The organism is Stutzerimonas chloritidismutans AW-1 (assembly GCF_000495915.1).
In the GTDB taxonomy this organism is placed as follows: Bacteria; Pseudomonadota; Gammaproteobacteria; order Pseudomonadales; family Pseudomonadaceae; genus Stutzerimonas; species Stutzerimonas chloritidismutans.
This window is the reverse complement of sequence record NZ_AOFQ01000057.1, coordinates 1-22,651: the sequence shown is the minus strand read 5'-3', so window position 1 is coordinate 22,651 and position 22,651 is coordinate 1. Positions and strand designations below refer to the sequence as shown.

The window sequence follows — 22,651 nt, the reverse complement described above, 5'->3', positions numbered from 1 at the left end:
CAAGCTAGGGGTTTTTCGTCCACTCTGCTTGTCGGCCTGTTGGAACGCGCGGCGCGGCAGCGCTGAGCTATCCCGCCGTGTTCTCAATAACCAGGGGCGGGTTGGGCAAGCCTGAATCCAGTCGAGTGCAGAGGTGCATATGAACATTTTCCTGACATCCTCCTTTGCCGAGGTCGTGGACTTGTTTGTCAGGTTCACCGGAGGCGAGTGCCGCGGCAGGACGGTTACGCTGATTCCTACGGCGAGCCTTGCCGAGGAGGTCAATTCCTACCTTGTTGCGGCCAGGGAGGCGCTTGTCGAAGCCGGTCTGGTGATCGATGAACTCGAAGTTTCAACCGCACCTCAGGACGAGATCGTCAGCAAGCTCGAACGTGGCGATTACATCTATGTGTCAGGCGGCAACACCTTCTTTCTGCTGCAGGAGCTGAAGCGCACAGGCGCGGACAGGTTGATCGCGGAACAGGTCAGGGCCGGGAAGTGCTATATCGGCGAATCCGCCGGTTCCGCGATACTCGCCCCGAGCATTGACTATATTCGGGCGCTGGACGACGTCACTGCCGCGCCTGATCTGGAGTCCTACACCGCACTGGGGCTGGTCGATTTCTACCCGCTGCCGCATTACCGAAATGCGCCGTTCGACGAGGCCGTCGAGCAGGTGCTGAAAGAGCACGGGCAGGTGTTGGCGCTTCGCCCATTCAGCAATAACCAGGCGATCGTCGTGTCGGGCGGTCACGCTGAAATCCAAACGAGCGGCGAACGAGGCTAACGCCAGCTTCAAGGCCTGCCTGCTCTGCCAAGCCTCTATCAATTACCAAATGCCCTTGCCGCCGCTACCTCTGGAGCAGTGGCATGGGCGGGCCTGAGCAACGCGCACGGCGCATTCCGGTTCGTCGTCGCGCCACCTGAACCCTCATACACTGCGCCCACTCGTACCTCTAGCGCAGTCATTCACCTGAGAGGGAGCCCGCCATGAGCGATAGACAAGCCAGCGTCCGCCACGATGCCGCGCAGCAGCGCTATGAGTTGCTGGTCGACGGCCAGCCGCTCGGCTTTGCCGAGTACAACGAGCAGGGCGAGCGGATGGTCTTTACCCATACCGAGGTCGACCCCAGCCTGTCCGGGCAGGGGCTGGGCAGTGTGCTGGCCAAGGGCGCGCTGGAGGATGCACGGCGCCGCGGCAAGCGGGTGGTGCCGCAATGCGAGTTCATCGCCAGCTACATCGAGCGCCACGAGCAATGGCAGGACCTGGTCGATCCGGCCTGACCAGCACACCCTTCCAGGCGGGATTTATTGCCGGAGCCGATGCTCTTATCTGAGTGATCGCTGCCGCCGCGCCGGCATGGCATCGCACCAGCAGCTGGTTTTGTCAGAGGGCAATCGCGTGGATGCTCGAGAGTTTGTCTGGGCGCATTTCAAGCTCAATGCCGAGCAGCGCCTGCGTGGCTTCAACTTCTTCGTGGTGCTGGCGATCTTCGCCGATGGTGGCGTGCTGGCCGCGCTGCAGCGCGGCTTCTCGCCCGGGCTGCTGATTCTGCTCGGTGCCTTTACCGTCTTGCTGGCGCAGGTGTTCTGGCTGGTGGATGCACGCAGCCGGCAGCTGCTGGAACTGACCATCACGGCGCTCAAGGAGATGGAGGCCGAGTTTCCCGAGAGCCACCGGCTGTTCGCTGCCGATGCGCTTGGGCAGAGCCGGGTGATCAGCTACACCTTCGCCATCCGCGCGCTGTTGCTGGCGCAGATGGGCTTTGGCCTTGGCGTGTTCGCTTACGGGCTCTATCAGTGGTGATGGTGCCTTGAGCGTGTCATCCGTCGCTGGCTGCGCTGTGCAGCCGAACGCTGGCGGCGGGCGCCCGGTCGGTATTGGTAACCACCGGGAGATCTGACGATGTCGACTTCGAGCAATCTGTTATGGGCCGCCCTGGCAATCGGGGCGGTGACGGGCATGCGCAGCATGCTGGCGCCGACACTGGTCAGCCGGGCGTTGAGCGAGCGCGATGATCTCGCCGGGGCGGGGGAGGCCGCGCAACTGCTGACGTCGGACACCGCGCAGACCTTTCTGCCAACGCTCGCGGCCAGCGAGATGATCGGCGACAAGATGCCCTTTGCGCCGGATCGCACCATCGTGCCGTCGATGATGTTTCGCGCGCTGTCCGGCGGCGTCAGCGCGGCGGCGTTGGCGGGTGTCCGTCGCGAGCCGGTGCTGGTGCCGGCCTTGCTCGGTGCGACGGCGGCGCTGGTCGCATCCAAGGTCGGGTTGAGCCTGCGCAAGCCCTATCAGCCCCGGCCGCTGGTCAATGCGGCGCTGGGTGCGGTGGAGGAATGTCTGGCGTTGGTGATTGGCCGAGCCGGGCTGCGGCGGGCGTTGGGCGAGGGTCGGCGCGGGCGTTAGACGCCGTGAACTCCTCGCGTTTCGTGGTGCGGTGATGTGGACGCGTGGAAAAGGCGTTGCCGTTTTCCACCCTACGCGGGTTACCGTCGGGACCCGTCAGTCCTGGCTGATCTCGGTCTTGTGCGGATTGCTCTGCAGCAAGCGCGCGTGGGCTTCGGGGTAGCGGTAGGCGAAGGTGGCGTGCTGCGCGGCCACTTCGGCCTGCATGGCTTCGCGCTCATGGGCCGGCAGCTTGGCCAGGTATTTCTGGGTGATGGCGTATTTGGCGGCCATCAGCTCGTCGTGGGCTTCGCGCAGCTCCACTTCGTACGCTTTGGCGCGACGCTCGCGCAGGGCCGCCTGGTCGGTGTGCATGTTGCCGCCTTCATGCAGGACGAAGGCGCTCTTCGATGCGCCTTCCGTCTGCTCCATGGCCGGCTGTGCGCCCCAGGCGCTCGAAGCGGCAAGGCAGAGCATCAGACAGGACGAGATGGTTCTCAGCGTAGGCATGGCGTGGCCCTCTGCATGCTTGGCAGCGCTCGGGCCGCCTGAAGCGCCAGAATACGCCGGGCGCAGCCAGCACTCAGCAGTCCGGCCCTGCGCCAATCGTCGCAGCAGGCTATGGCCTTGATGGATTGCGCGTCGTCAGGGTGTGGCTGCCCGACCGCGACATGACATAAAACGGGCCGCGCGATGCGGCCCGTGGTACTGCGCAGCAGCGGTCAGCTCGGCCGCTGGATCACGCAAATGCGGTCGCGGCAGAGGCCGGCGTCACGGGTGCCGACGCCGGGTGCCACTTCCGGCGTGTCCGGGCTACTGCCGTGGCCGGTCGCGCCGGCACCGGTGGGTGCCGTGGTGGCGGTGGTGTCCGGGTAGTCGGTGCCGGCGCGCTTGGCCGCGCCGCCGATGTCATAGCGACCGGTGTCGGCCGAGCTGCGGTCGTTGTAATCGGTCGGGTCGGCGCCGGGCGCGGTTGTATTGCCGATGTGGGCACCGTCGCCGGTGTGCGCGCCACTCAGAGGGCGGTCGCTGCCAGCGGTTGCCGTGCCGGTTGCGCTGAAGTGCTTGTCGAGATGGCTGTCGCCGCCGGTCGCGCCAGCATAGGGGCTGGTCGGGCCTGAATAGCCTTCGACTGCGCCGCTGCCGCCGCGCTCGTTGATGTCGATGGCACCGTTGTATTCCAGGGCATCGCGCGCCTTGGCCAGCTGATCTTCATCGTCGACATCCACGGCGATCACCAGGGCACCGCGGCGTACGGCATCTGGATAGGCGGTGGCGTAGTGGCGGTGCTGCTCGTGCGGTTCATGGCCGAACAGCGATTTGAAGAAATGCGTGATCTTGGACTCGTGATGCGTGCGGTCCACCGGGGTGTCCGGCGTGGTGGTGTAGGGCGCATCGTAGGCATGGATATCGGCGCTCTCGGCACCAATGGCGTGAATCTGTTCCCGCGCTATGCCCCGCGACATCAGGTCACCGCGGGTGCGGTTGGCGTCGGTCAGCGTTGCGAACGCTGCTACCAGTGTATGTCTCATGATCCACCTCACGTTGTGTTGAACAACCGGGATGTGAGCGCTGCGCGTGTCGCGATGATGGCCGCGTCTATCGCGGATTTAACGGCGCTCATAGACATTGGGTCGGAGCGCACCGGCATAGTTCAGCGTGGAGGATCAGCGGTCGGAGGAGGGCAGTGCAGTCGCTGCGCGGAGGACGTGCGCGGCGATGAGGGAGCGTTGAAGCAGGACCCCTCGGCAGACGGGGCCGGGCAGCCTGCCAGGGCAAGATAGCAGGCGGTGGAAAGGCTTCGCGCCTTCCACCGCCCGCTCCGGTTGCGCTTCAGTCCAGGTCGGCAGCGCTGTGGCGCTCGGGGGCCTGCTCGGATTCGTCGCCCCAGGTGCGATTGACCTTGCGCCCGCGGATCACGGCCGGGCGCTCGGCGACCTCCGCGGCCCAGCGCTGGACGTGCTTGTAGTCCTGCACGGAAAGGAATTCGCCGGCGTCGTACAGCTCGCCCCGCGCCAGCACGCCGTACCAGGGCCAGATCGCCATGTCGGCGATGCTGTAGTCGTCACCGGCCACGTAGCGGTTCTCCGCCAGCTGGCGGTCGAGCACGTCGAGCTGGCGCTTCACCTCCATGGCGTAGCGGTTGATCGGGTATTCGTACTTCTCCGGCGCGTAGGCATAGAAATGGCCGAAGCCGCCGCCGAGGAAGGGCGCCGAACCCATCTGCCAGAACAGCCAGTTCAGCGTCTCGGTACGCGCACGGATTTCCGTGGGCAGGAAGGCGCCGAACTTCTCCGCCAGGTAGACCAGGATCGAGCCGGATTCGAACACCCGCAGCGGTTTGCCTGCGACGCTGTGATCGGCCAGCGCGGGGATCTTCGAGTTCGGATTGATCTCGACGAAGCCGCTGCCGAACTGGTCGCCCTCACCGATGTTGATCAGCCAGGCGTCGTACTCGGCACCGCTGTGGCCGGCGGCGAGCAGCTCTTCGAGCATGATCGAGACCTTCACGCCATTGGGCGTCGCCAGTGAATAGAGCTGCAGCGGATGTTTGCCCACCGGCAGCACCTTCTCCTCCCGCGCACCGGCGGTCGGGGCATTGATACTGGCGAACTTGCCGCCCGAGGGCGCGTCGTGGGTCCAGACCTTCGGCGGGACGTAAGGGGTATCAGGCATGAACAATCTCCTCGGTGGCTCTGGGGATGTGCAGGGCATGCTACGCCCTCGGCCAGCGCTGTCGAAATCAAGCGGGTCGATATTGGTCATCGATGGGCGATGGTTTGTTCTGCGAGGTGGTTTTTGAGATGAGCTAGGAATATTTTTCCCGATCGGTAAAAAATCCAGTGCACTGGCCAGCAGTGGAGAGTATTTTCCCTATTGGGAAAAAAGCGGAAGTGAGCTGTTGCCGAAGGACAAATTGTACGGAACGGGAAAATGGGTGGACCTACCGCATTTATATCAATGGCCGAGCTGGGCAAGATGATCCAGCGCACCCGCAAGGGTCAGGGGCTGCGTCTGGTGGACGCTGCCGGCCTATGCGGCGTGAGCGTGCGCTTTCTGAGCGAGCTGGAAAATGGCCGCGAGAGCTGTTCGTTCGGGCGGGTGCTGAACGTGTGTCATACGCTTGGCATCGAGCTGTTGGCGGCTAGACGTGACGGGAGCGACCTGTGAGCGGACTGCTCGGCGTCTACCGGGGTGATTGCCGTATCGGTGAGCTTTGGCTGGGTGACGATGGCCGCAGCATGGGTTTTCGTTATAGCGAAGCAGCGCGGTTTGCAATCTCCAATAGCTTGCCGCTTGCAACCGGTATGTTTGCGCCAACGCTCGGCACGGCACACAACTGGTTTGCCAATCTGCTTCCCGAAGAAGCTTCGCGGCAGTTGCTGGTGAACCGGCTTGGGATCGCCGATGACGACTTTTCGCTGTTGGCCGCCATCGGTGGTGATTGTGCCGGTGCGTTGCGCATTGTTGACCCGGAGCGGGCCGATGCGTTGATCGAATCTGGCCAGGAGCCGGTCGACCCCAATCAGCTGGCGCGCTGGGCGCAGGGTAAGGAGCGCTACGCCTTGTTCCAGCCGGGCAAGGCGACACGGCTTTCGCTTGCCGGCGCCCAGGACAAGATTCCCGTAATCCTCGAAGGCGGCCAGCTCTACCTCCCGCGCGGCGCCGCCGCTTCTTCGCATCTGATCAAGTTCTCGCTAAAGCCGGCGTTGGTTTTCAACGAGCTCTATATGAACCGCCTGGCTCGGATGGCTGGGCTTGTGGTACCCGACTCGCACGCAGGTCAGGCAGGGAAGGCTCACTATCTTGCTGTGACTCGTTACGATCGTGAGCGAGTGGATAACCAGATCGAGCGTGTGCACCAAGAGGACATGTGCCAGGCGCTTGGCTATCCGCGGCGGCTCAAGTACCAGGAAGAGGGCGGCCCGACGCTGGCTGCCTGCGCAGACCTGTTGCGCGCGGTGACGGCCATGCCTGCGCTGCAGGTGCGCCAGCTGCTGCGCTGGCAGATATTCAACGTGCTGGCCGGCAACAGCGATGGCCATGCCAAGAACATTTCGCTGTTACAAGACGCCAAGGGGCGCTGGTCATTGGCGCCGGCCTATGACCTGGTATGTACGATGGTGCTGCCATACAGCCCCAGTCTTGGTTTCGCGGTCGGCGGTAACTTCCATCCGCAGCAGCTGCGCAGAGCCGATTGGGAAGAGCTGGCGCGCCACATGGGCCTCGCGCCGCCGTTCGTACTGCGGGAGCTGCGGCAAATGCTGGATCTGCTCGAGCCAGCTGCCAATAGCGCCGAGTTGCAAGCTGAACTGCAGACGGTTGGCATGGATGAGGCGGGTTGGGCGAAGGTGCAGCATGTGCGCAAATACGTGGTTCAGCAGTGCCGCCGCTACCGCAAGCTGTAGCGGCCAGGGTCTTCCTTCGCGAATGCCTACAGCACACGCTAGAGCCTCGTTGTGTGAGATTGCCGCGAGCGTGGCAACCATAGTCAGTAATCGATCAGTGGTACTGACAACAAGCGGTGCTGACGGTCCGGCGTGCAGGGGTCGCGTTAGACTCCTGCTTACTGTCCCTTCGGCTCGGGGCCAAACCGTAACAGGACTTCACGATGCTTCTCAGCAAACGCGATCAGACCCGTATGGAACGGCAACTTGCCAGTTGCCTGAGCCAGGCCTGCGAGGCGGGCAAGGCGGAGATCGTAGGGTTCAGCTGGCTCACCCATGAGGTCGATTACGCGCGCTTTCCCGAGAGCCTGCAGGTCACCTGGGTATTCGTCACGGAGGTGCAGAGGGCTCTGGCGATTGGCCAAGGACAGGGCGCACGCATGCAGGCGCTTACTCGAGCGACGCTCGCTGAGGCGGGTGTGGAAATGGATGCCCTGATTGCACCGGTGCGCTTCGACAGCGAGGAAGCCTGCAAGCGCGACGATGGCGGTGACTGGCAACGTCGCCTGGCCCGCAACGCCACGACACGGCACTGACCGTGGGCAAGGACGTCGAGAATCCGTGCATTTCCGTCTGCAAGCTCACGGACGAGCTGTGTACCAGCTGCGGCCGCACCAAGGACGAGATCCGCAAATGGAAACGCATGAAGCGCCCGGACAAAAAGGCCACGGTAGAGCGCGCGGCGCAGCGGTTGAAAGCGCTGAAAAAGAAGAAAAAGAAGTGATGGCTGAGCGATGGGGCGCCTCCGCTGCCGATGGCAGCGTGGTGATAGCCGCGCATTTGCATCGCAGGCGCTGATCCCGCGCCATGCGCCTCAGGTCGCAGAGGCGACGCAATCAATCCACCACGAACAGCTTTGCCCCCACTTCGGTAGATGAACGATGCGGCTCGGCGCCGTCGGCGACCTGGTAGCTCATGCCCGGCGTAAGGATGAAGCGGCGCCCATCAGGAAGCTCGGTGTGCAGTTCGCCTTCCAGGCACAGCAGGATATGGCCCTTGCTGCACCAGTGGTCGGCCAGATAACCCGGGGTGTACTCGACCATGCGCACGCGGATGGGGCCGAACTGGCGGGGGCGCCAGTAAGCACTCCCGGTGTCGCCGGGGTGTACGGTGGGTTCGATGGTGGCCCAGTCGGTAGTGCCGAAGGGGAGGTCGTTGATGTCCATGTCTGACGCCTGTAGGCAATGAGTGAGTGGTCTTGCAGAAAAGCAGTGGTGATAGATACGGCGCCGTGGTGGCTTGAAGCCCACCGGATAGGCCGTTCCTGAGGCAACGAACGCCCTTACACGAACGAAAAAGCCGCTGCGCTCTCACGGGAGCAGCGGCTTTTCGGTTACGGCACAAAAGCCTCAGCCGCGGGCGCCGCGTACTCCGGCGCTGATCTGGCGGCACAGGCCGAGCACACCTTCCACCGCGTCTTCCGGGCCTTTGGCCCCGGCGATCTGGTCGATCAGCGCCGAGCCCACCACCACGCCTTCGGTCAGCCGTGCGATGGCGGCGGCCTGTTCCGGGGTGCGGATGCCGAAGCCGACGCACACCGGCAGGTCGGTGTGGCGCTTGAGGCGCGCTACCGCTTCTTCGACGTGTTCCAGGGTGGCGGAACCTGCACCGGTCACGCCGGCCACCGAGACGTAGTAGACGAAGCCCGAGCTGCCGTTGAGCACGACCGGCAGGCGCTGGTCGTCGGTGGTCGGGGTGGTCAGGCGGATGAAGTCGATGCCGGCGCTCTGGGCCGGGTCGCAGAGTTCGTCGTTATGCTCCGGCGGCAGGTCGACGACGATCAGGCCGTCGACACCGGCTTCTTTCGCATCGCTGACGAAGCGCTCGACGCCATAGGCGAAGATCGGGTTGTAGTAGCCCATCAATACCAGCGGGGTGCTGCTGTTGGTCTCGCGGAATTCACGGACCATCTGCAGCGTCTTCGGTAGATTCTGCTTGGCCGCCAGGGCGCGGATGTTGGCCAGCTGGATCGCCGGGCCGTCGGCCATCGGGTCGGTGAACGGCATGCCCAGCTCGATGACGTCGGCACCGGCGTCCGGCAGGCCCTTGAGGATGGCGAGCGAGGTGGCGTAGTCCGGGTCACCGGCGGTCACGAAGGTCACCAGCGCGGCGCGGTTTTCCTGCTTCAGCTGTGCGAAGCGCGACTGCAGACGGGAGTTCACCGAGCTCATATATGTTCTTCCTGTTCGTCGTAGTGATGCATGACGGTTTGCATGTCCTTGTCGCCGCGGCCGGAGAGGTTGACCACCATCAGGTGCTCCTTGGGCAGCTTCGCCGCGCGCTTGAAGGCTTCGGCCAGGGCGTGGGCCGATTCCAGCGCCGGGATGATGCCTTCCAGGCGGCAGCACTGGTGGAAAGCTTTCAACGCTTCGTCGTCGGTGCAAGGCACGTATTCGACGCGCTTGATCTCGTGCAACCAGGCGTGCTCAGGGCCGACGCCGGGGTAGTCGAGGCCGGCGGAGATGGAGTGTGCGTCGGTGATCTGGCCGTCGGCGTCCTGCAAGAGGAAGGTGCGGTTGCCGTGCAGCACGCCCGGCGCACCGCCGGCCATGCTGGCGGCGTGCTTGCCGGTGTCGATGCCGTGACCGGCCGCTTCGACGCCGACGATCTGCACGGACTCGTCATCGAGGAACGGGTGGAACAGGCCGATGGCGTTGGAGCCGCCGCCGATGCAGGCGACCAGCGAGTCGGGCAGGCGGCCTTCCTTCTGCATGATCTGCTCGCGTACTTCGTTGCCGATCACCGACTGGAAGTCGCGCACCATCGCCGGGTAGGGGTGCGGGCCGGCGGCGGTGCCAATCAGGTAGAAGGTGTTGTGGACGTTGGTCACCCAGTCGCGCAGGGCTTCGTTCATCGCGTCCTTCAGCGTGCCGGTGCCGGCGGTGACCGGGATCACCTCGGCGCCCAGGAGCTTCATGCGGAAGACGTTGGCCTGCTGGCGCTCGATGTCGGTGGTGCCCATGTAGACCACGCACTGCATGCCGAAACGCGCGGCCACGGTGGCGGTGGCCACGCCGTGCATGCCGGCGCCGGTCTCGGCGATGATGCGCTGCTTGCCCATGCGCTTGGCCAGCAGGATCTGGCCGATGCAGTTGTTGATCTTGTGCGCGCCGGTGTGGTTCAGGTCTTCGCGCTTGAGGTAGATCTTCGCGCCGCCGAACTGCTCGGTCAGGCGCTCGGCGAAGTACAGCGGGCTGGCGCGGCCAATGTAGTCACGCTGGAAATAGGCCAGCTCCTCGAGGAAGGCCGGATCGCTCTTGGCCTTCTCGTACTCGGCGGCCAGCTGGTTGATCAGCGGCATCAGGGTTTCGGCGACGAACTGGCCGCCGAAGCGGCCGAACAGGCCGCGGTCGTCGGGACCGCTGCGGTATGACGTCATGTGAGGCTCCTGTAACGGTTGCCGGGCCGGTGCTCGGGTACTTGTCCTGAACGCGTTTCGGCGCATTCGCGGTCAAGACCGCTGCCACAGGCGACGGATGATGCGATGGCCTCAGGGTACGGCTATGGGCGCCGGGTTAAAAGCGATAAGATCGCCACGACCTGTCAGGAAAACTCACACTTATGGCTCAGGATCTTCCCGCTCTCAATGCCCTGCGTGCCTTCGAATCGGCCGCCCGCCTGGGTAGTGTCAGCGAAGCGGCGCGCGAGCTGCATGTCACCCACGGGGCCGTCAGTCGGCAGGTCAAGCAGCTCGAGGAGCAGCTGGGCATAGGCCTTTTCATCAAGGAAGGTCGTGGCGTAAAACTCACCGATGCCGGGGTGCGCCTGCGCGATGCCGCCAGCGAGGCCTTCGAGCGCCTGCGCAGCACCTGTGCCGAGCTGCAGCGGCAGACGGCCGAGGCGCCGTTCGTCCTCGGTTGTCCCGGCAGCCTGCTGGCGCGCTGGTTCATCCCGCGGTTGGATCGGCTCAATCGCGACCTGCCCGAGCTGCGTCTGCAGCTGTCCGCCAGCGAGGGCGAGCTGGATCCACGCAAACCGGGGCTGGATGCCACGCTGTGGTACGCCGAGCCGCCGTGGCCAGCGGACATGCAGGTGTTCGAGTTGGCCGTCGAGCGCATCGGCCCGGTGCTCAGCCCCTACCATCCGCGCTGTGCCGAACTGCGCAGCGCACCGCCCGCGGCGTTGCTCGACGAAGCGCTGTTGCATACCGCCTCGCGCCCGCAGGCCTGGCCGAGCTGGGCGCGCCGGCAGCAACTGGACCCCACGCAGCTGCGCCTCGGGCAGAGCTTCGAGCACCTGTACTTCCTCCTGGAAGCGGCACTGGCCGGGCTGGGCGTGGCCATCGCACCGCAGCAGCTGGTCGCCGACGATCTGAAATCGGGGCGGCTGCTCGCGCCCTGGGATTTCGTCGAAACCAGCGCCCGCCTGGCGCTCTGGGTGCCGGCACGGCGGCTGGATCGGCGTGCCGAACGCCTGGCGGAGTGGCTGCGAGACGAGCTGCGCGGTGCGCAGAAGCCCGGATAAAGAGCCAGGCGGAAGCATCGGCGTGGCTATTCATGATCGAGATCGCTCCCACAGAGCGGAGATCGCTTGGACGCGGTTCGTTCGGTGGCATGAATGCGGCGATTGGAAAGCGCAGATCGCTTCGGGCGCGAACAGCGGGTGGTTACTTGCGCGTGCTGCATGACGCAACTCGCCGTGACCACGCGCGTCCTTGGCGGCTTGAACTCGGTCGTCGCCATCGAGTCCTACGCCCCACGGCAGCGGAGCGATCAATGATCGCAGCGGTTTTCTCCGATGCCTTCTTCTGCCTCGAAAGGACTTAGCGAATGAATGCTTGCGCTTCTGCTGCGATGCTCGCGGCCGGCCTGCTGTTGACGGCGGCTGCCCATGCTCAACCGATCGAACTGGATGGCATCGAGCTGTCACGGGATGTGCCCTGCCTTGGCAAGGACGTGAACATCTCCGGTAATGCCAACAAGATCAGCCTCACCGGGGACTGTGGCGTGGTGCAGGTCTACGGGACAGACCATGAGATCAGCCTGGAAAAGGCGTCTGCGCTGGAAGTGTCCGGCATCGGAAACAGCGTAACGGCGAAGTCCGTCGACCGTCTGACCGTGGACACCAACAAGAACCAGATCCGCTCCACCATCCTTGGCCGAGGCCAGACGGCAATCGTTGAGGTATTAGGCGCTGATCACGAGCTGGAACTGGTGTTCGACGGCCCGGCGCAGGTCACTGTGGCTGGCATCGACAACCGCTTGCAGTGGAGCGGGGATGAGCCGGCGATGTCCTTGTCCGGCGTTGGTCACCAGATCGACCGGCAATAGGGCGGACTTCGCCGTCCGGGCGACTAGGTCGTGCGGCGCGATTCGCCGCACGACCGGCGCTCAGCTGGCCAGGGCGGTCTGCGAAGCGACCTCTGCGGCGGCGACTTTTTCCTCGGCGTAACCGCGCGGATTGCGGCTCTGCCAGCGCCAGGCATCGGCGAGCATGGTGGTCAGGTCTTTCTCGGCACGCCAGCCGAGTTCCAGTTCGGCCTTGGTAGGGTCCGACCAGCATTGGGCGATGTCGCCACTGCGGCGCGGCTTGATCACGTGGGGCAGGGAGCGCCCGGTGACTTCCTCGAAGGCGGTGATCATCTCGCGTACCGAGTGGCCCTTGCCGGTGCCGAGGTTCCACGTGGAAACACCATGAATCAGCTGCAGTCGCTCCAGCGCTTTCAGGTGCCCCTTGGCCAGATCGACCACGTGAATGTAGTCGCGCACACCGGTGCCATCGGGTGTCGGGTAGTCGTTGCCGTACACGCTCAGCTGCTTCCGGCGACCGACTGCTACCTGCAGCATGTAGGGCAGCAGGTTGTTCGGTACGCCGTTGGGGTCTTCGCCGATCAGCCCTGACTCGTGGGCGCCGATGGGGTTGAAGTAGCGCAGCAGGCCGATCGACCAGCGCGGATCGGAGTCGGCCAGGCCCTTGAGCACGTTCTCGGCCATCAGCTTGGACTGGCCGTAGGGGTTGGTCGGCACGCCGGTGGGGCGGTCCTCGGTGATTGGCATCACCGGTGATTCACCGTAGACCGTCGCCGAGGAGCTGAACACCAGCCTGAACACGCCGGCTTCGGCCATCGCCTGGCACAGCGCGATGCTGCCGCCGACGTTGGTTTCGTAGTAGCGCAGCGGCTCGCGCACGCTTTCGCCAACCGCCTTGAGCCCGGCGAAGTGCATGACTGCGGTGATCGGATAGGCGGCGAACAGCGCTTTGAGCAACGAGCGGTTGCGCACGTCGCCCTTGACGAAGTGCAGTGGGCGGCCGGCCAGGTGCTCGACGCGGTCCAGAGCGGCCTGCGAGCTGTTGCACAGATTGTCCAGCACCAGCACTTCATGCCCGGCCTGCAGCAGTTCGAGCACCGCGTGTGAGCCGATGTAGCCGGCCCCTCCTGTTACCAGAATCATCTGTCTACCTCCGCATTCGCTGTCTTTTCGACACGCTCGGGACACTGCCGCTGGCCAGTGAATGGCGCTGCATGAGTCTCCGCAATCTGGGATCGGCGAAACGGAACGGGACGGCGACGACGAGCTGCGCGCGTGGGTTCCGGTGCCGGTGTTAAGGCGTCCTGTTGATAGGGACGGGGCAAGGTTCTGGCGAGTTCCATCCAGCCGCCGGACGGCCGACGGGCTGCGCTATCGGATGATTGGCGGGAACCCGAACCGCCGATTGCCGTCCACTACCGGCGGACGACGCGGGTTGCAGGCCATCTGACGGCTCGTAGTCGTGGCGCGATGACACGCCTTACGCAGGGCAGCGCTGGCATCGACGTGGCATGGTGAGTGGGCAGGAACGCCCGGGCACGGCTACCGAAATGAGGTGCTACATGAGTTGGGCCGGCCCGTTCCAGTACGACATCGGTAAATCCCGCAACGCGCAGCAGGCGCCGGCCGAAGTGGTCTTCGACGATCAGATTCCAACGCTGCTGTGCCTCTCGCACCTGCGCTGGAGCTTCGTCTACCAGCGCCCGCAGCACCTGATGTCGCGCTTCGCCCGCGACTACAACGTGCTCTTCCACGAAGAGCCGATTGCCACCGAAGACGCCGAACCCTGGCTGGAAGTGCGACCCGAAGAGAACGGTGTGCAGGTGCTGATCCCGCGGCTGCCCGCCGGTTGCGAGGGGGAGGATGCAGCCCGCGTGCAGCGCCAGTTGCTCGATGGCTACCTGGAGAAGCTCGGCGTCAGCGAGCTGATGCTCTGGTACTACACGCCGATGAGCCTGGCGTTCTCCGATCATCTGGCACCGAACCTGATCGTCTACGACTGCATGGACGAACTCTCGGCCTTTCGCGGTGCGCCACCGCAGCTGATCGAGCGCGAAGTGGAGTTGATGTGTCGCGCCAATCTGGTCTTTACCGGCGGCTACAGCCTCTACGAGGCCAAGCGCCAGCGCCACGACAATGCGCATCCGTTCCCCAGCAGCGTGGATGTCGAGCACTTCGCCGCCGCGCGCCGGCCGCAGCATGACCCGGACGACCAGGCGGAAATCCCCCATCCGCGCCTGGGCTTCTACGGCGTGATCGACGAGCGTCTCGATCTCGAGCTGATCGAGCAGGTGGCGCGGATGAAGCCGGAATGGCAGATCGTGCTGATCGGCCCGGTGGTCAAGATCGACCCAGCCGAGCTGCCGCGCCGCGACAACATCCACTACCTCGGCGGCAAGATCTACGACGAGCTGCCGCAATACCTGTCGGGCTGGGACGTGGCGATCATGCCGTTCGCGCTGAACGAATCGACCCGCTTCATCAGCCCGACCAAGACCCCCGAATACCTCGCCGGCGGTTGCCCGGTGGTGTCCACGCCGATCACCGACGTGGTGCGCACCTACGGTGACACCGGCATCGTGCGCATCGCCGACAGTGCCGAGGCGTTCGTCGCCGCGACCGAAGCCGCCCTGGCCGATGCCGAGGACCGTGATGCGCTGCTGGCCAAGGCCGACGAGATCCTTGGCGACATGTCCTGGGATCACACCTGGTCCCTGATGAAGGAGAAGATGCAATGCGCGATATGAGCCCGCAGGACCGCAACCCGGAACGTCTCGGCGGTGGTGCCGGCGAAGAGCCGCAGGCGCGCAGACGTGGCTTCGATTACCTGATCGTCGGTGCCGGTTTCGCCGGTAGCGTGCTCGCCGAGCGGCTGGCCAGGGGCTTGAACAAGCGCGTACTGGTGGTCGACCGGCGCCCGCACATCGCCGGCAACGCCTACGACTATCACGACGAATCCGGCGTGCTGATCCATCGCTACGGCCCGCACATCTTCCACACCAACGCCCAGCGCATCGTCGACTACCTCTCGCAGTTCACCGAGTGGCGCCCCTATGAGCATCGCGTGCTGGCGCAGGTGGATGGCCAGCAGGTGCCGATCCCGATCAACATGACCACGCTGAACAGGCTCTACGGTCTGAGCATGACCACCGAAGAGGAAGCGGCAGATTTCCTCGCCAGCCGTGCCGAGCCGGTGGAGAACATCCAGACCAGCGAAGACGTGGTGATCAACGGCATCGGCCGCGAGCTGTACCAGAAGTTCTTCCGCGGCTACACCCGCAAGCAGTGGGGTCTGGACCCGTCGCAGCTGGACAAGTCGGTGACTTCGCGCATCCCGACGCGCACCAACACCGACGACCGCTACTTCACCGATACCTTCCAGCAGATGCCCAAGTACGGCTACACCAAGATGTTCGAGAAGATGCTGGCGCATCCGAACATCAAGGTGATGATCAACACCGACTTCCGGGAAATTCGCGATGAGGTTCAGTACGACCACCTGATCTTCTGCGGCCCGATCGACGAATACTTCGACTACCGCTTCGGCAAGCTGCCGTACCGCTCGCTGAAATTCGAGCACAAGCAGCTCGAGCAGGAGCAGTTCCAGGCGGTCGGTACGGTCAACTACCCCAGCGAAGACGTGCCCTACACGCGCATCAGCGAGTACAAGCATCTCACCGGGCAGGTGCATCCGAAGACCAGCGTCACCTATGAGTACCCCGCGGCCGAGGGCGATCCCTACTACCCGATCCCGCGGCCGGAGAACGCCGAGCTGTACAAGCGCTATCAGCAGCTGGCGGACCAGACGCCCGGCGTGACTTTCGTCGGCCGTCTCGGCACTTACAAGTACTACAACATGGATCAGGTGGTCGGGCAGGCGCTGGCGCTGTACAAGCGCATTGAGGAAGCCGAGCTGGCAACGCAGCCGCAAGCGGTGCCCGAGCAACTCGGCTGAAGCGCTGCGGCGGCTATGCCTGAGGCTCGCCGCGCGTCGGCGAGTCTTCGGCCACGCGGGCGGCCACCGAGTCATCCATGAGGTAAACGATGCACCATCCCTCCCTGTTCAAGAGTTTTTTCCTTGGCGGTTTCGAGTGTTCCAACCACCGGCGTAGCGACGGTCGGCGTCTCGACCTGATCGCCGCGACCGGCCATGACCGCTGGGCCGCCCACGATTATGCCGAGCTGCACCGGCATGGCTTGCACAGCGTGCGCGACGGCTTGCGCTGGCATCTGATCGAGCGCACGCCGGGGCAGTACGACTGGTCGAGCTTCCTGCCGATGCTGCAGGCCGCGCAGCGCCAGGGCACCCAGGTGATCTGGGACCTGTGTCATTACGGCTGGCCGGACGACATCGACATCTGGCGGCCGCAGTTCGTCGAGCGCTTCGCGCGCTATGCCGCTGCGGCGGCGCAGCTGGTCAAGGACGAGACCGGTGAGGTGCCGTTCTACGCACCGCTCAATGAGATCTCCTTCTGGGCCTGGGCCGGCGGCGACGAGGCCTACTTCAACCCGATGGCGCGCGGCCGTGGCTTCGAGCTCAAGCACCAACTGGTGCGCGCCACCATCGCCGCGATGCAGGCGATCCGCGTGGTCGAGCCACGGGCGCGCTTCGTCCAGGTCGATCCGGCCATCCATGTGGTCGCGGGCAACGACCGGCCCGGCCCACAGCGCGACGCCGAGCGCTTCCGTCAATCGCAGTTCGAGGCCTGGGACATGCTCTGCGGCGAGCAATGGCCGGGGCTTGGCGGCGCGCCGGAGTACCTCGACGTGCTGGGCATCAACTACTACTCGAACAACCAGTGGTACCACGGTGATGGCCGTACCATCGAGCGCGACAACCCGGATTACCGACCATTCAAGGGCATCCTGCGGGAAATCCATCAGCGTTATGGGAGGCCGTTGCTGATAGCCGAAACCGGCGCCGAAGGCGACGTGCGCGGGGACTGGCTGCGCTATGTCAGCGAGCAGGCGGGTCTGGCGATGCAGGCCGGGGTGCCGGTGGAAGGCATCTGCCTGTATCCGGTGCTGGATTACCCGGGCTGGACCGATGAGCGGCACTGCCCGGTCGGGCTGTTCGGCTTTCCCGACGAAAACGGCAAGCGCTGCGTGCATGAAGGGCTGGCTGATGAACTGCGGCTGCAGCAGATGCGTTTCAGCCACTCCAGCCCGACTCTACAGCTAGCCGAAGCCACGCCATGAACCAGGCGGCCGCCGTGCCTCAGGCCAAGCCGGACGAGCTGCCGCTACCCAGCCGCCCGGTGGCCTTTCTCTGGCATTACATCTGTGCCCGGCCCTGGCATTTCGGTGGCTTGCTGGCGCTGATCATCGGTGCCGCCAGCTGCGCGGTGGCGGTGCAGTACGGCATGAAATTGCTGGTCGATGCCATGGCCCAGGGCACTGCGGATCGCGGCTCGGCCAACGTCTGGTGGCCGCTGGGGCTGTTCATCGGCCTGATCGTCACCGAGAACGTGTTCTGGCGCCTGGGTGGCTGGCTGGGCTGCCGCACCGTGGTGGCCAGCGTGGTGGATATCCGCGTCGACCTGTTCAAGCACCTGACCGGCCACCCGATGCGTTATTTCACCGAGCATTTCGCCGGCTCGCTGGGCAATCGCATCTCCGCCGTCGGTCAGGCGGCTGGCGCCATCTACGGCGGGCTGGCCTGGAAGATCGTGCCGCCGATCGTCGACTTCCTCGGTGCGGTGGTGGTGCTGCTCACGGTGGACGTGCGCATGGCTGTGGCGTTGATCCTGTTCGTTGCCATCGTCGCCGTTTTGATCACCGGGTTCGGTATTCGTGGTCGCTACAAGCATCAGCGCTTCGCCGCGCAATCGGCGCGGGTCGGCGGCGAGCTGGTGGATGCAGTCTCCAACGTCTGGACCATCAAGGCCTTTTCCGCCCGTGATCGCGAGGCCGAACGCCTGGCCCACGAGATCGGCTTCGAAGCCCGTGCCCAGCGGCGCAGCTGGATGTACCTGGAAAAGGCGCGGGTGATGCACGACATCTGCCTGTCGGTGATGGCCGGCGGCATGCTGATCTGGGCGATCCAGCTGTGGGTAGGCGGTGAGGTCACGGCAGGCGACGTCGTGCTGGTCAGCGCGCTGACCTTTCGCATCCTGCATGGCTCGCGGGACCTGGCACTGGCGCTGGTGGATGCCACGCAGCAGATCGGCGCCATCGACGACACCCTGCGCATCATCGTGCAGCCCCATGGACTGGACGACAGCGACAACCAGCTGATGCTCGCCGAAGGCGACATCACCTTCGAGCGCATCAGCTTCAGCTACCCGGATCGCGGCGCCGTGTTCGAGGGGTTGGACCTGCACATTCCGGCAGGGCAGAAGGTCGGTGTGGTGGGCTCGTCCGGGGCCGGCAAGTCGACCCTGATCAACCTGATCCAGCGCCTCGACGATGTGCAGAGCGGTCGCATTCTCATCGACGGCCAGGACATCCGCAGCGTCAGCCAGGACAGCCTGCGCGGGAAGATCGCCGTGGTGCCGCAGGAGACCGCGCTGTTCAACCGCAGCATCCGCGAGAACATCCGCTACGGGCGCCCGGACGCCAGCGACGAAGAGGTGGTCGAGGCGGCGCGCAGCGCCTTCTGCGACGGCTTCATCCGCGAACTGCCGCAGGGTTACGACACCCTGGTCGGCGAGCGCGGCGTGATGCTCTCCGGCGGTCAGCGCCAGCGTCTGGGCATCGCCCGCGCCTTCCTCAAGGATGCACCGATCCTGATTCTCGACGAGGCGACCTCGGCGCTGGATACCCAGTCCGAGGGCGAGATCCAGGCGGCACTCAACCTGCTGGTGCACAACCGCACCGTGGTCGCGGTGGCGCACCGCTTGTCCACGCTGGCGAGCTTCGACCGCATCATCGTGCTGCGTGACGGCCGCATCGTCGAAGACGGCCCGCCGCAGGAGCTGCGCCGCCACGGCGGTGAGTTCGATGCGCTGTGGCGCATGCAGGCCGACGGCTTCGCCCAGCAAGCCGATCCCAGCGCATGAAACGCGCAGCGGTGACCTCGCGCAGCCTGCGCTCGCTTGGCTACGACCCCGAGCAGCAAGTGCTGGAGGTGGAATTCAGCAGCGGCGCGCTGTACCGCTACGAAGAGGTCCCGCCCGAAGCGTTGCAGGCCTTGCTCGAAGCCGACTCGCTGGGTCGGCATTTCAATCAGGTGTTCAAACCGCAGCATTACCGCTATCGGCGCGTGGAGTGAGCGTGCCGGGAACCGCGTGGATAAGCAGCGCGTTATCCACCAGGGTGATTCACCGCCCGCCATCGGCGGATCGACCGCTCCGCTGAACTTCCGGGCCGCTCTGCGGGCCTCAATCAACAGGAAGCGTCATTACCGAGCGGAGGCTCTTCAGACCAGAAGGGGAAAGTTCTATGTCGGATCATCACACGTACAAGAAGATTGAAATCGTCGGCTCCTCGCGCAACAGCGTCGACGAAGCGATTCAGAACGGCATCGCCGAAGCCAGCAGCAAACTGCAGAACGTCGAGTGGTTCGAGGTCGGCGAGATTCGCGGCCACGTCGAGAACGGCAAGGTCGGTCACTTCCAGGTGACCATGAAGGTCGGCTTCCGCCTCGAGAACAGCTGATCGCAACGCGTGGCCGCCGGTCAGTCGGCGGCGCCGCGGCTGCGTTCGTAGCGACGCAGCAAAGGCTGGGTGCTGAGCCCGTGCAGCACGATGCTCAGCGCTACCACCGATAACACCAGGCCGATGATGGTCTGCGCTTCGTCCGGCAGCAGGCCGTGGGTCACCGCGTAGCTCAGGTAATACAGGCTGCCGATGCCTCGTATGCCGAACCAGCCCGCTGTCAGGCACTGGGCGCGGTCGAGGTAGCGCCGCGGCATCAGCAGCATCACGCTCAGCGGCCGAATCAGCAGGAACAGCGCCAGGCCGAGCGGCACTGCACGCCAGTCCCAGTGCACCGAGACCAGCACCCCGAGCATGGTCACCAGTAACACTTCCAGGCTGCGTTCCAGCTGCCCGCCGAAAGCCAGCACATCACCCATCAGCACGCCTGCGGCGACCCGTGGTTGCCCCAGCTGCCGTTCATCCAGCGGCAATGCGCGAGGGGCCAGGCCGCCTTCGGCAAGGTGCGGCACGGCGTCGTTGATCAGCTCTTCGGACGGCGTCTCCGAGTCGTCGGCGGCGGCGATTTCCGCGTGGCGCAGGCCGAGGCCCGCGGCGAACACGGCGAGAAAGCCCCAGGCGCCGGCCAGCTCGGCGCCGACGTAGGCCAGTGCGATCAGCGCCAGGGCCAGCGAGTCGTTGGGCGACATGGCGGTATCGGTATGCCGTGCGCGCAGGTAGATGGCCACTCGGCCGACGAGTTTGCCCAGCAGGAAGCCGATCAGCAGCCCCGCCGGCACCGCCCACAGCAGCCGATGCAGCGCCCATTCGCCGACCCAGTCGGCCTCCAGTTGGCCCTGGGCGATGAGCATCAGGCCAAACACCACGAAGGGAAACGCGGTGCCATCGTTGAAGCCCGCTTCACCGGACAGGCCGTAGCGCAGGCGGTCGCTGTCGCGGGCATCGTTGACCTGCACCAGGCTCGCCAGCACCGGATCGGTGGGCGCCAGAATCGCCCCGATCAGCACCGCGACACCCCAGCTCAGGCCGAACACATAGTGGCAGAGCAAGGTGACGCCACCGATGCAGGCGAGCATCACCGGCCCGGCCAGTACATAGGCGCTCTTCCATGCCGGATGCCGCAGCGGCATGCGCAATTTGAGGCCGCTGACGAACAGCGACACCAGCACGGCGACTTCGGTGAGGTGCTCCATCCAGCCGGCGATATGCAGGAATTCCATCTCCCACAGGCCGATGCCGAGCTGGCCGATGAGCACGCCGAAACCGAGGTAGATCAGGGACGTGGTGATTGGCAGCCAGCGCAGGAAGGCCGATGCGAGGGCGAGGATCAGCAGCAGGACGCCGAGCACGGCCGTCCATTCGAGAAAATTCATGCGTGTTCCGATGGCGGGGCGCGGTGTTGCGCCCAGGGGTGTGTGCCATTGGAACGGTGGCCGGCGGCAGGGTTCGCCGACAGGGCCGAGGTAGGCCGCCGCCGGTCAGGGCAGCGGCCGGTTTTCTACTGGCGCAGCTCGGCGACGATCTCGAAGGCGCGATGGCGGTCGGCGGTTTCGTAGAGGTCGCAGGTGAAGATCAGCTCGTCGGCCTGGGTTTGCTCGAGCAGTACGTCGAGACGCGCGCGAACCTTCTCCGGGCCGCCGATCAGCGCCAGGCCGAGGAAGTCGCCCACGGCCTGCTGCTCATGCGGCAGCCACAGGCCCTGCATGCTCTGCACCGGCGGGCGCAGCACCAGGCTCTGGCCGCGGATCAGCGAGAGGATGCGCTGGTAGACGCTGGTCACCAGGTGCTCGGCGTGCTCGTCGCTGTCGGCGGCGATCAGCGGTACGCCGAGCATCACGTAGGGCTTTTCGAGCACCGCCGAAGGCTTGAAGTTGTCTCGGTATAGCTTGATCGCCTGGTGCATGTAGCGCGGCGCGAAGTGCGAGGCGAAGGCGTAGGGCAGGCCCTTGGCCGCGGCCAGCTGGGCGCTGAACAGGCTGGAGCCGAGCAGCCAGATCGGTATGTTGCTGTCGACGCCGGGCATGGCGATGACGCGCTGGTTGGGCTGGCGCGGACCGAGCAGCAGTTCCAGCTCCTCGACGTCCTGCGGGAAGTCGTCGGCGCTGCCCATGCGGTCGCGGCGCAGCGCATGGGCGGTGAACTGATCGGCGCCGGGGGCACGACCGAGCCCGAGGTCGATGCGGCCCGGGTAGAGCGCTTCCAGCGTGCCGAACTGCTCGGCGATCACCAGCGGCGCGTGATTGGGCAGCATCACCCCACCGGCGCCGAGGCGGATGCGCGTGGTGTTGGCGGCCAGGTAGCCGAGCAACACCGCGGTGGCGGCGCTGGCGATGCCGTCCATATTGTGGTGCTCGGCCACCCAGAAGCGCTGGAAGCCAAGCCCCTCGACATGGCGTGCCAGGGCCAGGGCGTTGTGCAGCGCCTGGGCCGGCGTGCCGTCGTCGCGGATCGGCGCCAGGTCGAGAGCGGAAAAGCGGGTGTTTGCAATGCGGGACATCGTTTACCTCATGACGTAAGGCGGTCGGGTGCGAGCGGGCTCAGTGGCAATGCTCGGCCTCGGCCTCGACCAGCACGTTGCGCTGTTCGTCGCGCAACCAGCCTTGCGGGGTGAAACCCAGCGAGCGGGCCTGGAACAGGTAGCGCTGGCCGGGTTGGAAGTCGTCGTAGCGGATCACCAGGGTGCAGCGAATGGTGTGGGTTTCGCCGAACAGGCCGAAGTCGCCCCCTGTCACTTCGAATTCGTAGCGCGCTTCGAGTTCATGAGCACCCGGCGGGACCTGGAAGTAGCGGCCGTCGGGGGTGCGTTTGCCGTCCAGCTGGTCGGACATGAAGATGTCGCTGGGCTGCGCGGTCATGTCGACCCAGGCCATGTTCGGGTCGGGTTGCGGCAATGGCCCGGCGCAGCCGGCCAGGGCGAGAAGGGCGGGCAGGGCGAGGGGGAGTGCGCGACGCATGGCTGGATCCTCGGCGAATGGCGGGGGGGGACG

General features: G+C 65.3%; 26 protein-coding genes. 16 read left to right on the top strand and 10 right to left on the bottom strand.

From position 1 onward, the window contains the following. Positions 1 to 139: 139 nt before the first annotated feature. The 4 genes from F753_RS43250 to F753_RS43235 all read left to right on the top strand — a co-directional run bounded on the left by F753_RS43250 (position 140) and on the right by F753_RS43235 (position 2,389). Positions 140 to 766 (top strand): Type 1 glutamine amidotransferase-like domain-containing protein, encoded by a 627-nt coding sequence (locus F753_RS43250; RefSeq protein WP_023446409.1) that lies wholly within the window; start codon positions 140 to 142, stop codon positions 764 to 766. Between the two features lie 203 nt (positions 767 to 969). Continuing rightward, positions 970 to 1,263 carry a GNAT family N-acetyltransferase gene (locus F753_RS43245; RefSeq protein WP_023446408.1) on the top strand — a complete coding sequence of 98 codons (294 nt, stop codon included), beginning with the start codon at positions 970 to 972 and terminating at the stop codon, positions 1,261 to 1,263. 118 nt (positions 1,264 to 1,381) lie between these two features. Next, a complete protein-coding gene (locus F753_RS43240) occupies positions 1,382 to 1,786 on the top strand; it encodes a hypothetical protein (protein WP_031298172.1) in 405 nt (134 codons plus the stop codon). 99 nt (positions 1,787 to 1,885) lie between these two features. Then, complete coding sequence (locus F753_RS43235) at positions 1,886 to 2,389, top strand: DUF4126 family protein (protein ID WP_023446406.1); 504 nt, start codon at positions 1,886 to 1,888, stop codon at positions 2,387 to 2,389. A 96-nt stretch (positions 2,390 to 2,485) separates the two neighbouring features. Here F753_RS43235 and F753_RS43230 read toward each other — a convergent pair whose 3' ends face one another. The 3 genes from F753_RS43230 to yghU all read right to left on the bottom strand — a co-directional run bounded on the left by F753_RS43230 (position 2,486) and on the right by yghU (position 5,044). Beyond that, positions 2,486 to 2,878, bottom strand: a complete 393-nt coding sequence (locus F753_RS43230) for a hypothetical protein (RefSeq protein WP_031298170.1) — start codon at positions 2,876 to 2,878, stop codon at positions 2,486 to 2,488. A 212-nt stretch (positions 2,879 to 3,090) separates the two neighbouring features. Then, positions 3,091 to 3,900 (bottom strand): hypothetical protein, encoded by an 810-nt coding sequence (locus F753_RS43225; RefSeq protein ID WP_023446404.1) that lies wholly within the window; start codon positions 3,898 to 3,900, stop codon positions 3,091 to 3,093. A 301-nt stretch (positions 3,901 to 4,201) separates the two neighbouring features. Further along, complete coding sequence (yghU, locus tag F753_RS43215; protein ID WP_023446402.1) at positions 4,202 to 5,044, bottom strand: glutathione-dependent disulfide-bond oxidoreductase; 843 nt, start codon at positions 5,042 to 5,044, stop codon at positions 4,202 to 4,204. A gap of 258 nt (positions 5,045 to 5,302) precedes the next feature. Here yghU and F753_RS43210 point away from each other — a divergent pair, with 258 nt between their 5' ends. From F753_RS43210 to F753_RS43195, 4 genes are all read left to right on the top strand, one after another. Beyond that, positions 5,303 to 5,539, top strand: a complete 237-nt coding sequence (locus F753_RS43210; protein ID WP_226930269.1) for a helix-turn-helix domain-containing protein — start codon at positions 5,303 to 5,305, stop codon at positions 5,537 to 5,539. Further along, the gene (locus tag F753_RS43205; protein ID WP_023446400.1) at positions 5,536 to 6,777 is read left to right on the top strand and encodes a type II toxin-antitoxin system HipA family toxin; all 1,242 of its coding nucleotides are present in this window, start codon (positions 5,536 to 5,538) and stop codon (positions 6,775 to 6,777) included. Before F753_RS43210 ends, F753_RS43205 begins: the two co-directional genes overlap by 4 nt. Before the next feature lie 203 nt (positions 6,778 to 6,980). Then, positions 6,981 to 7,352 carry a hypothetical protein gene (locus F753_RS43200; protein ID WP_023446399.1) on the top strand — a complete coding sequence of 124 codons (372 nt, stop codon included), beginning with the start codon at positions 6,981 to 6,983 and terminating at the stop codon, positions 7,350 to 7,352. 2 nt (positions 7,353 to 7,354) lie between these two features. After that, the gene (locus F753_RS43195) at positions 7,355 to 7,540 is read left to right on the top strand and encodes a DUF1289 domain-containing protein (protein WP_023446398.1); all 186 of its coding nucleotides are present in this window, start codon (positions 7,355 to 7,357) and stop codon (positions 7,538 to 7,540) included. A 112-nt stretch (positions 7,541 to 7,652) separates the two neighbouring features. On the opposite strand, the gene F753_RS43190 is transcribed toward F753_RS43195, so the two are convergent. The 3 genes from F753_RS43190 to trpB form a co-directional block, all read right to left on the bottom strand. Then, the gene (locus tag F753_RS43190) at positions 7,653 to 7,982 is read right to left on the bottom strand and encodes a DHCW motif cupin fold protein (protein ID WP_023446397.1); all 330 of its coding nucleotides are present in this window, start codon (positions 7,980 to 7,982) and stop codon (positions 7,653 to 7,655) included. Positions 7,983 to 8,165: 183 nt separating this feature from the next. Continuing rightward, the gene (trpA, locus tag F753_RS43185) at positions 8,166 to 8,987 is read right to left on the bottom strand and encodes a tryptophan synthase subunit alpha (protein ID WP_023446396.1); all 822 of its coding nucleotides are present in this window, start codon (positions 8,985 to 8,987) and stop codon (positions 8,166 to 8,168) included. Further along, positions 8,984 to 10,195 (bottom strand): tryptophan synthase subunit beta, encoded by a 1,212-nt coding sequence (gene trpB, locus F753_RS43180; protein ID WP_023446395.1) that lies wholly within the window; start codon positions 10,193 to 10,195, stop codon positions 8,984 to 8,986. Before trpB ends, trpA begins: the two co-directional genes overlap by 4 nt. A gap of 182 nt (positions 10,196 to 10,377) precedes the next feature. Between trpB and F753_RS43175 the strand changes: the two genes are divergently transcribed. After that, entirely contained in the window at positions 10,378 to 11,280 is a 903-nt protein-coding gene (locus F753_RS43175) for a LysR family transcriptional regulator (protein WP_023446394.1), read from the top strand. A 305-nt stretch (positions 11,281 to 11,585) separates the two neighbouring features. After that, positions 11,586 to 12,086: a DUF3060 domain-containing protein gene (locus tag F753_RS43170; RefSeq protein WP_031298166.1), complete on the top strand. Its 501-nt coding sequence runs from the start codon at positions 11,586 to 11,588 to the stop codon at positions 12,084 to 12,086. 60 nt (positions 12,087 to 12,146) lie between these two features. Here F753_RS43170 and galE read toward each other — a convergent pair whose 3' ends face one another. Next, positions 12,147 to 13,208, bottom strand: coding sequence for a UDP-glucose 4-epimerase GalE (galE, locus tag F753_RS43165; protein ID WP_023446392.1), 1,062 nt, complete (start codon positions 13,206 to 13,208; stop codon positions 12,147 to 12,149). A 419-nt stretch (positions 13,209 to 13,627) separates the two neighbouring features. Here galE and F753_RS43160 point away from each other — a divergent pair, with 419 nt between their 5' ends. From F753_RS43160 to F753_RS43135, 6 genes are all read left to right on the top strand, one after another. Beyond that, positions 13,628 to 14,812: a glycosyltransferase family 1 protein gene (locus tag F753_RS43160; protein WP_023446391.1), complete on the top strand. Its 1,185-nt coding sequence runs from the start codon at positions 13,628 to 13,630 to the stop codon at positions 14,810 to 14,812. After that, positions 14,800 to 16,020: a UDP-galactopyranose mutase gene (gene glf / locus F753_RS43155; protein WP_023446390.1), complete on the top strand. Its 1,221-nt coding sequence runs from the start codon at positions 14,800 to 14,802 to the stop codon at positions 16,018 to 16,020. The genes F753_RS43160 and glf overlap by 13 nt, the downstream gene beginning before the upstream one ends. Before the next feature lie 89 nt (positions 16,021 to 16,109). Then, positions 16,110 to 17,264: a glycoside hydrolase family 1 protein gene (locus F753_RS43150; RefSeq protein ID WP_023446389.1), complete on the top strand. Its 1,155-nt coding sequence runs from the start codon at positions 16,110 to 16,112 to the stop codon at positions 17,262 to 17,264. Continuing rightward, positions 17,261 to 19,066, top strand: coding sequence for an ABC transporter ATP-binding protein (locus F753_RS43145; RefSeq protein WP_023446388.1), 1,806 nt, complete (start codon positions 17,261 to 17,263; stop codon positions 19,064 to 19,066). Before F753_RS43150 ends, F753_RS43145 begins: the two co-directional genes overlap by 4 nt. Next, positions 19,063 to 19,278 carry a KTSC domain-containing protein gene (locus tag F753_RS43140; RefSeq protein ID WP_023446387.1) on the top strand — a complete coding sequence of 72 codons (216 nt, stop codon included), beginning with the start codon at positions 19,063 to 19,065 and terminating at the stop codon, positions 19,276 to 19,278. Before F753_RS43145 ends, F753_RS43140 begins: the two co-directional genes overlap by 4 nt. Before the next feature lie 170 nt (positions 19,279 to 19,448). Beyond that, complete coding sequence (locus tag F753_RS43135) at positions 19,449 to 19,664, top strand: dodecin (RefSeq protein ID WP_014818555.1); 216 nt, start codon at positions 19,449 to 19,451, stop codon at positions 19,662 to 19,664. 20 nt (positions 19,665 to 19,684) lie between these two features. On the opposite strand, the gene F753_RS43130 is transcribed toward F753_RS43135, so the two are convergent. From F753_RS43130 to F753_RS43120, 3 genes are all read right to left on the bottom strand, one after another. Then, a complete protein-coding gene (locus F753_RS43130) occupies positions 19,685 to 21,037 on the bottom strand; it encodes a cation:proton antiporter (RefSeq protein WP_023446386.1) in 1,353 nt (450 codons plus the stop codon). A 125-nt stretch (positions 21,038 to 21,162) separates the two neighbouring features. After that, positions 21,163 to 22,161, bottom strand: coding sequence for an LLM class flavin-dependent oxidoreductase (locus tag F753_RS43125; protein ID WP_023446385.1), 999 nt, complete (start codon positions 22,159 to 22,161; stop codon positions 21,163 to 21,165). Positions 22,162 to 22,201: 40 nt separating this feature from the next. Then, entirely contained in the window at positions 22,202 to 22,618 is a 417-nt protein-coding gene (locus F753_RS43120; RefSeq protein WP_023446384.1) for a PA0061/PA0062 family lipoprotein, read from the bottom strand. Between the last annotated feature and the right edge of the window lie 33 nt (positions 22,619 to 22,651).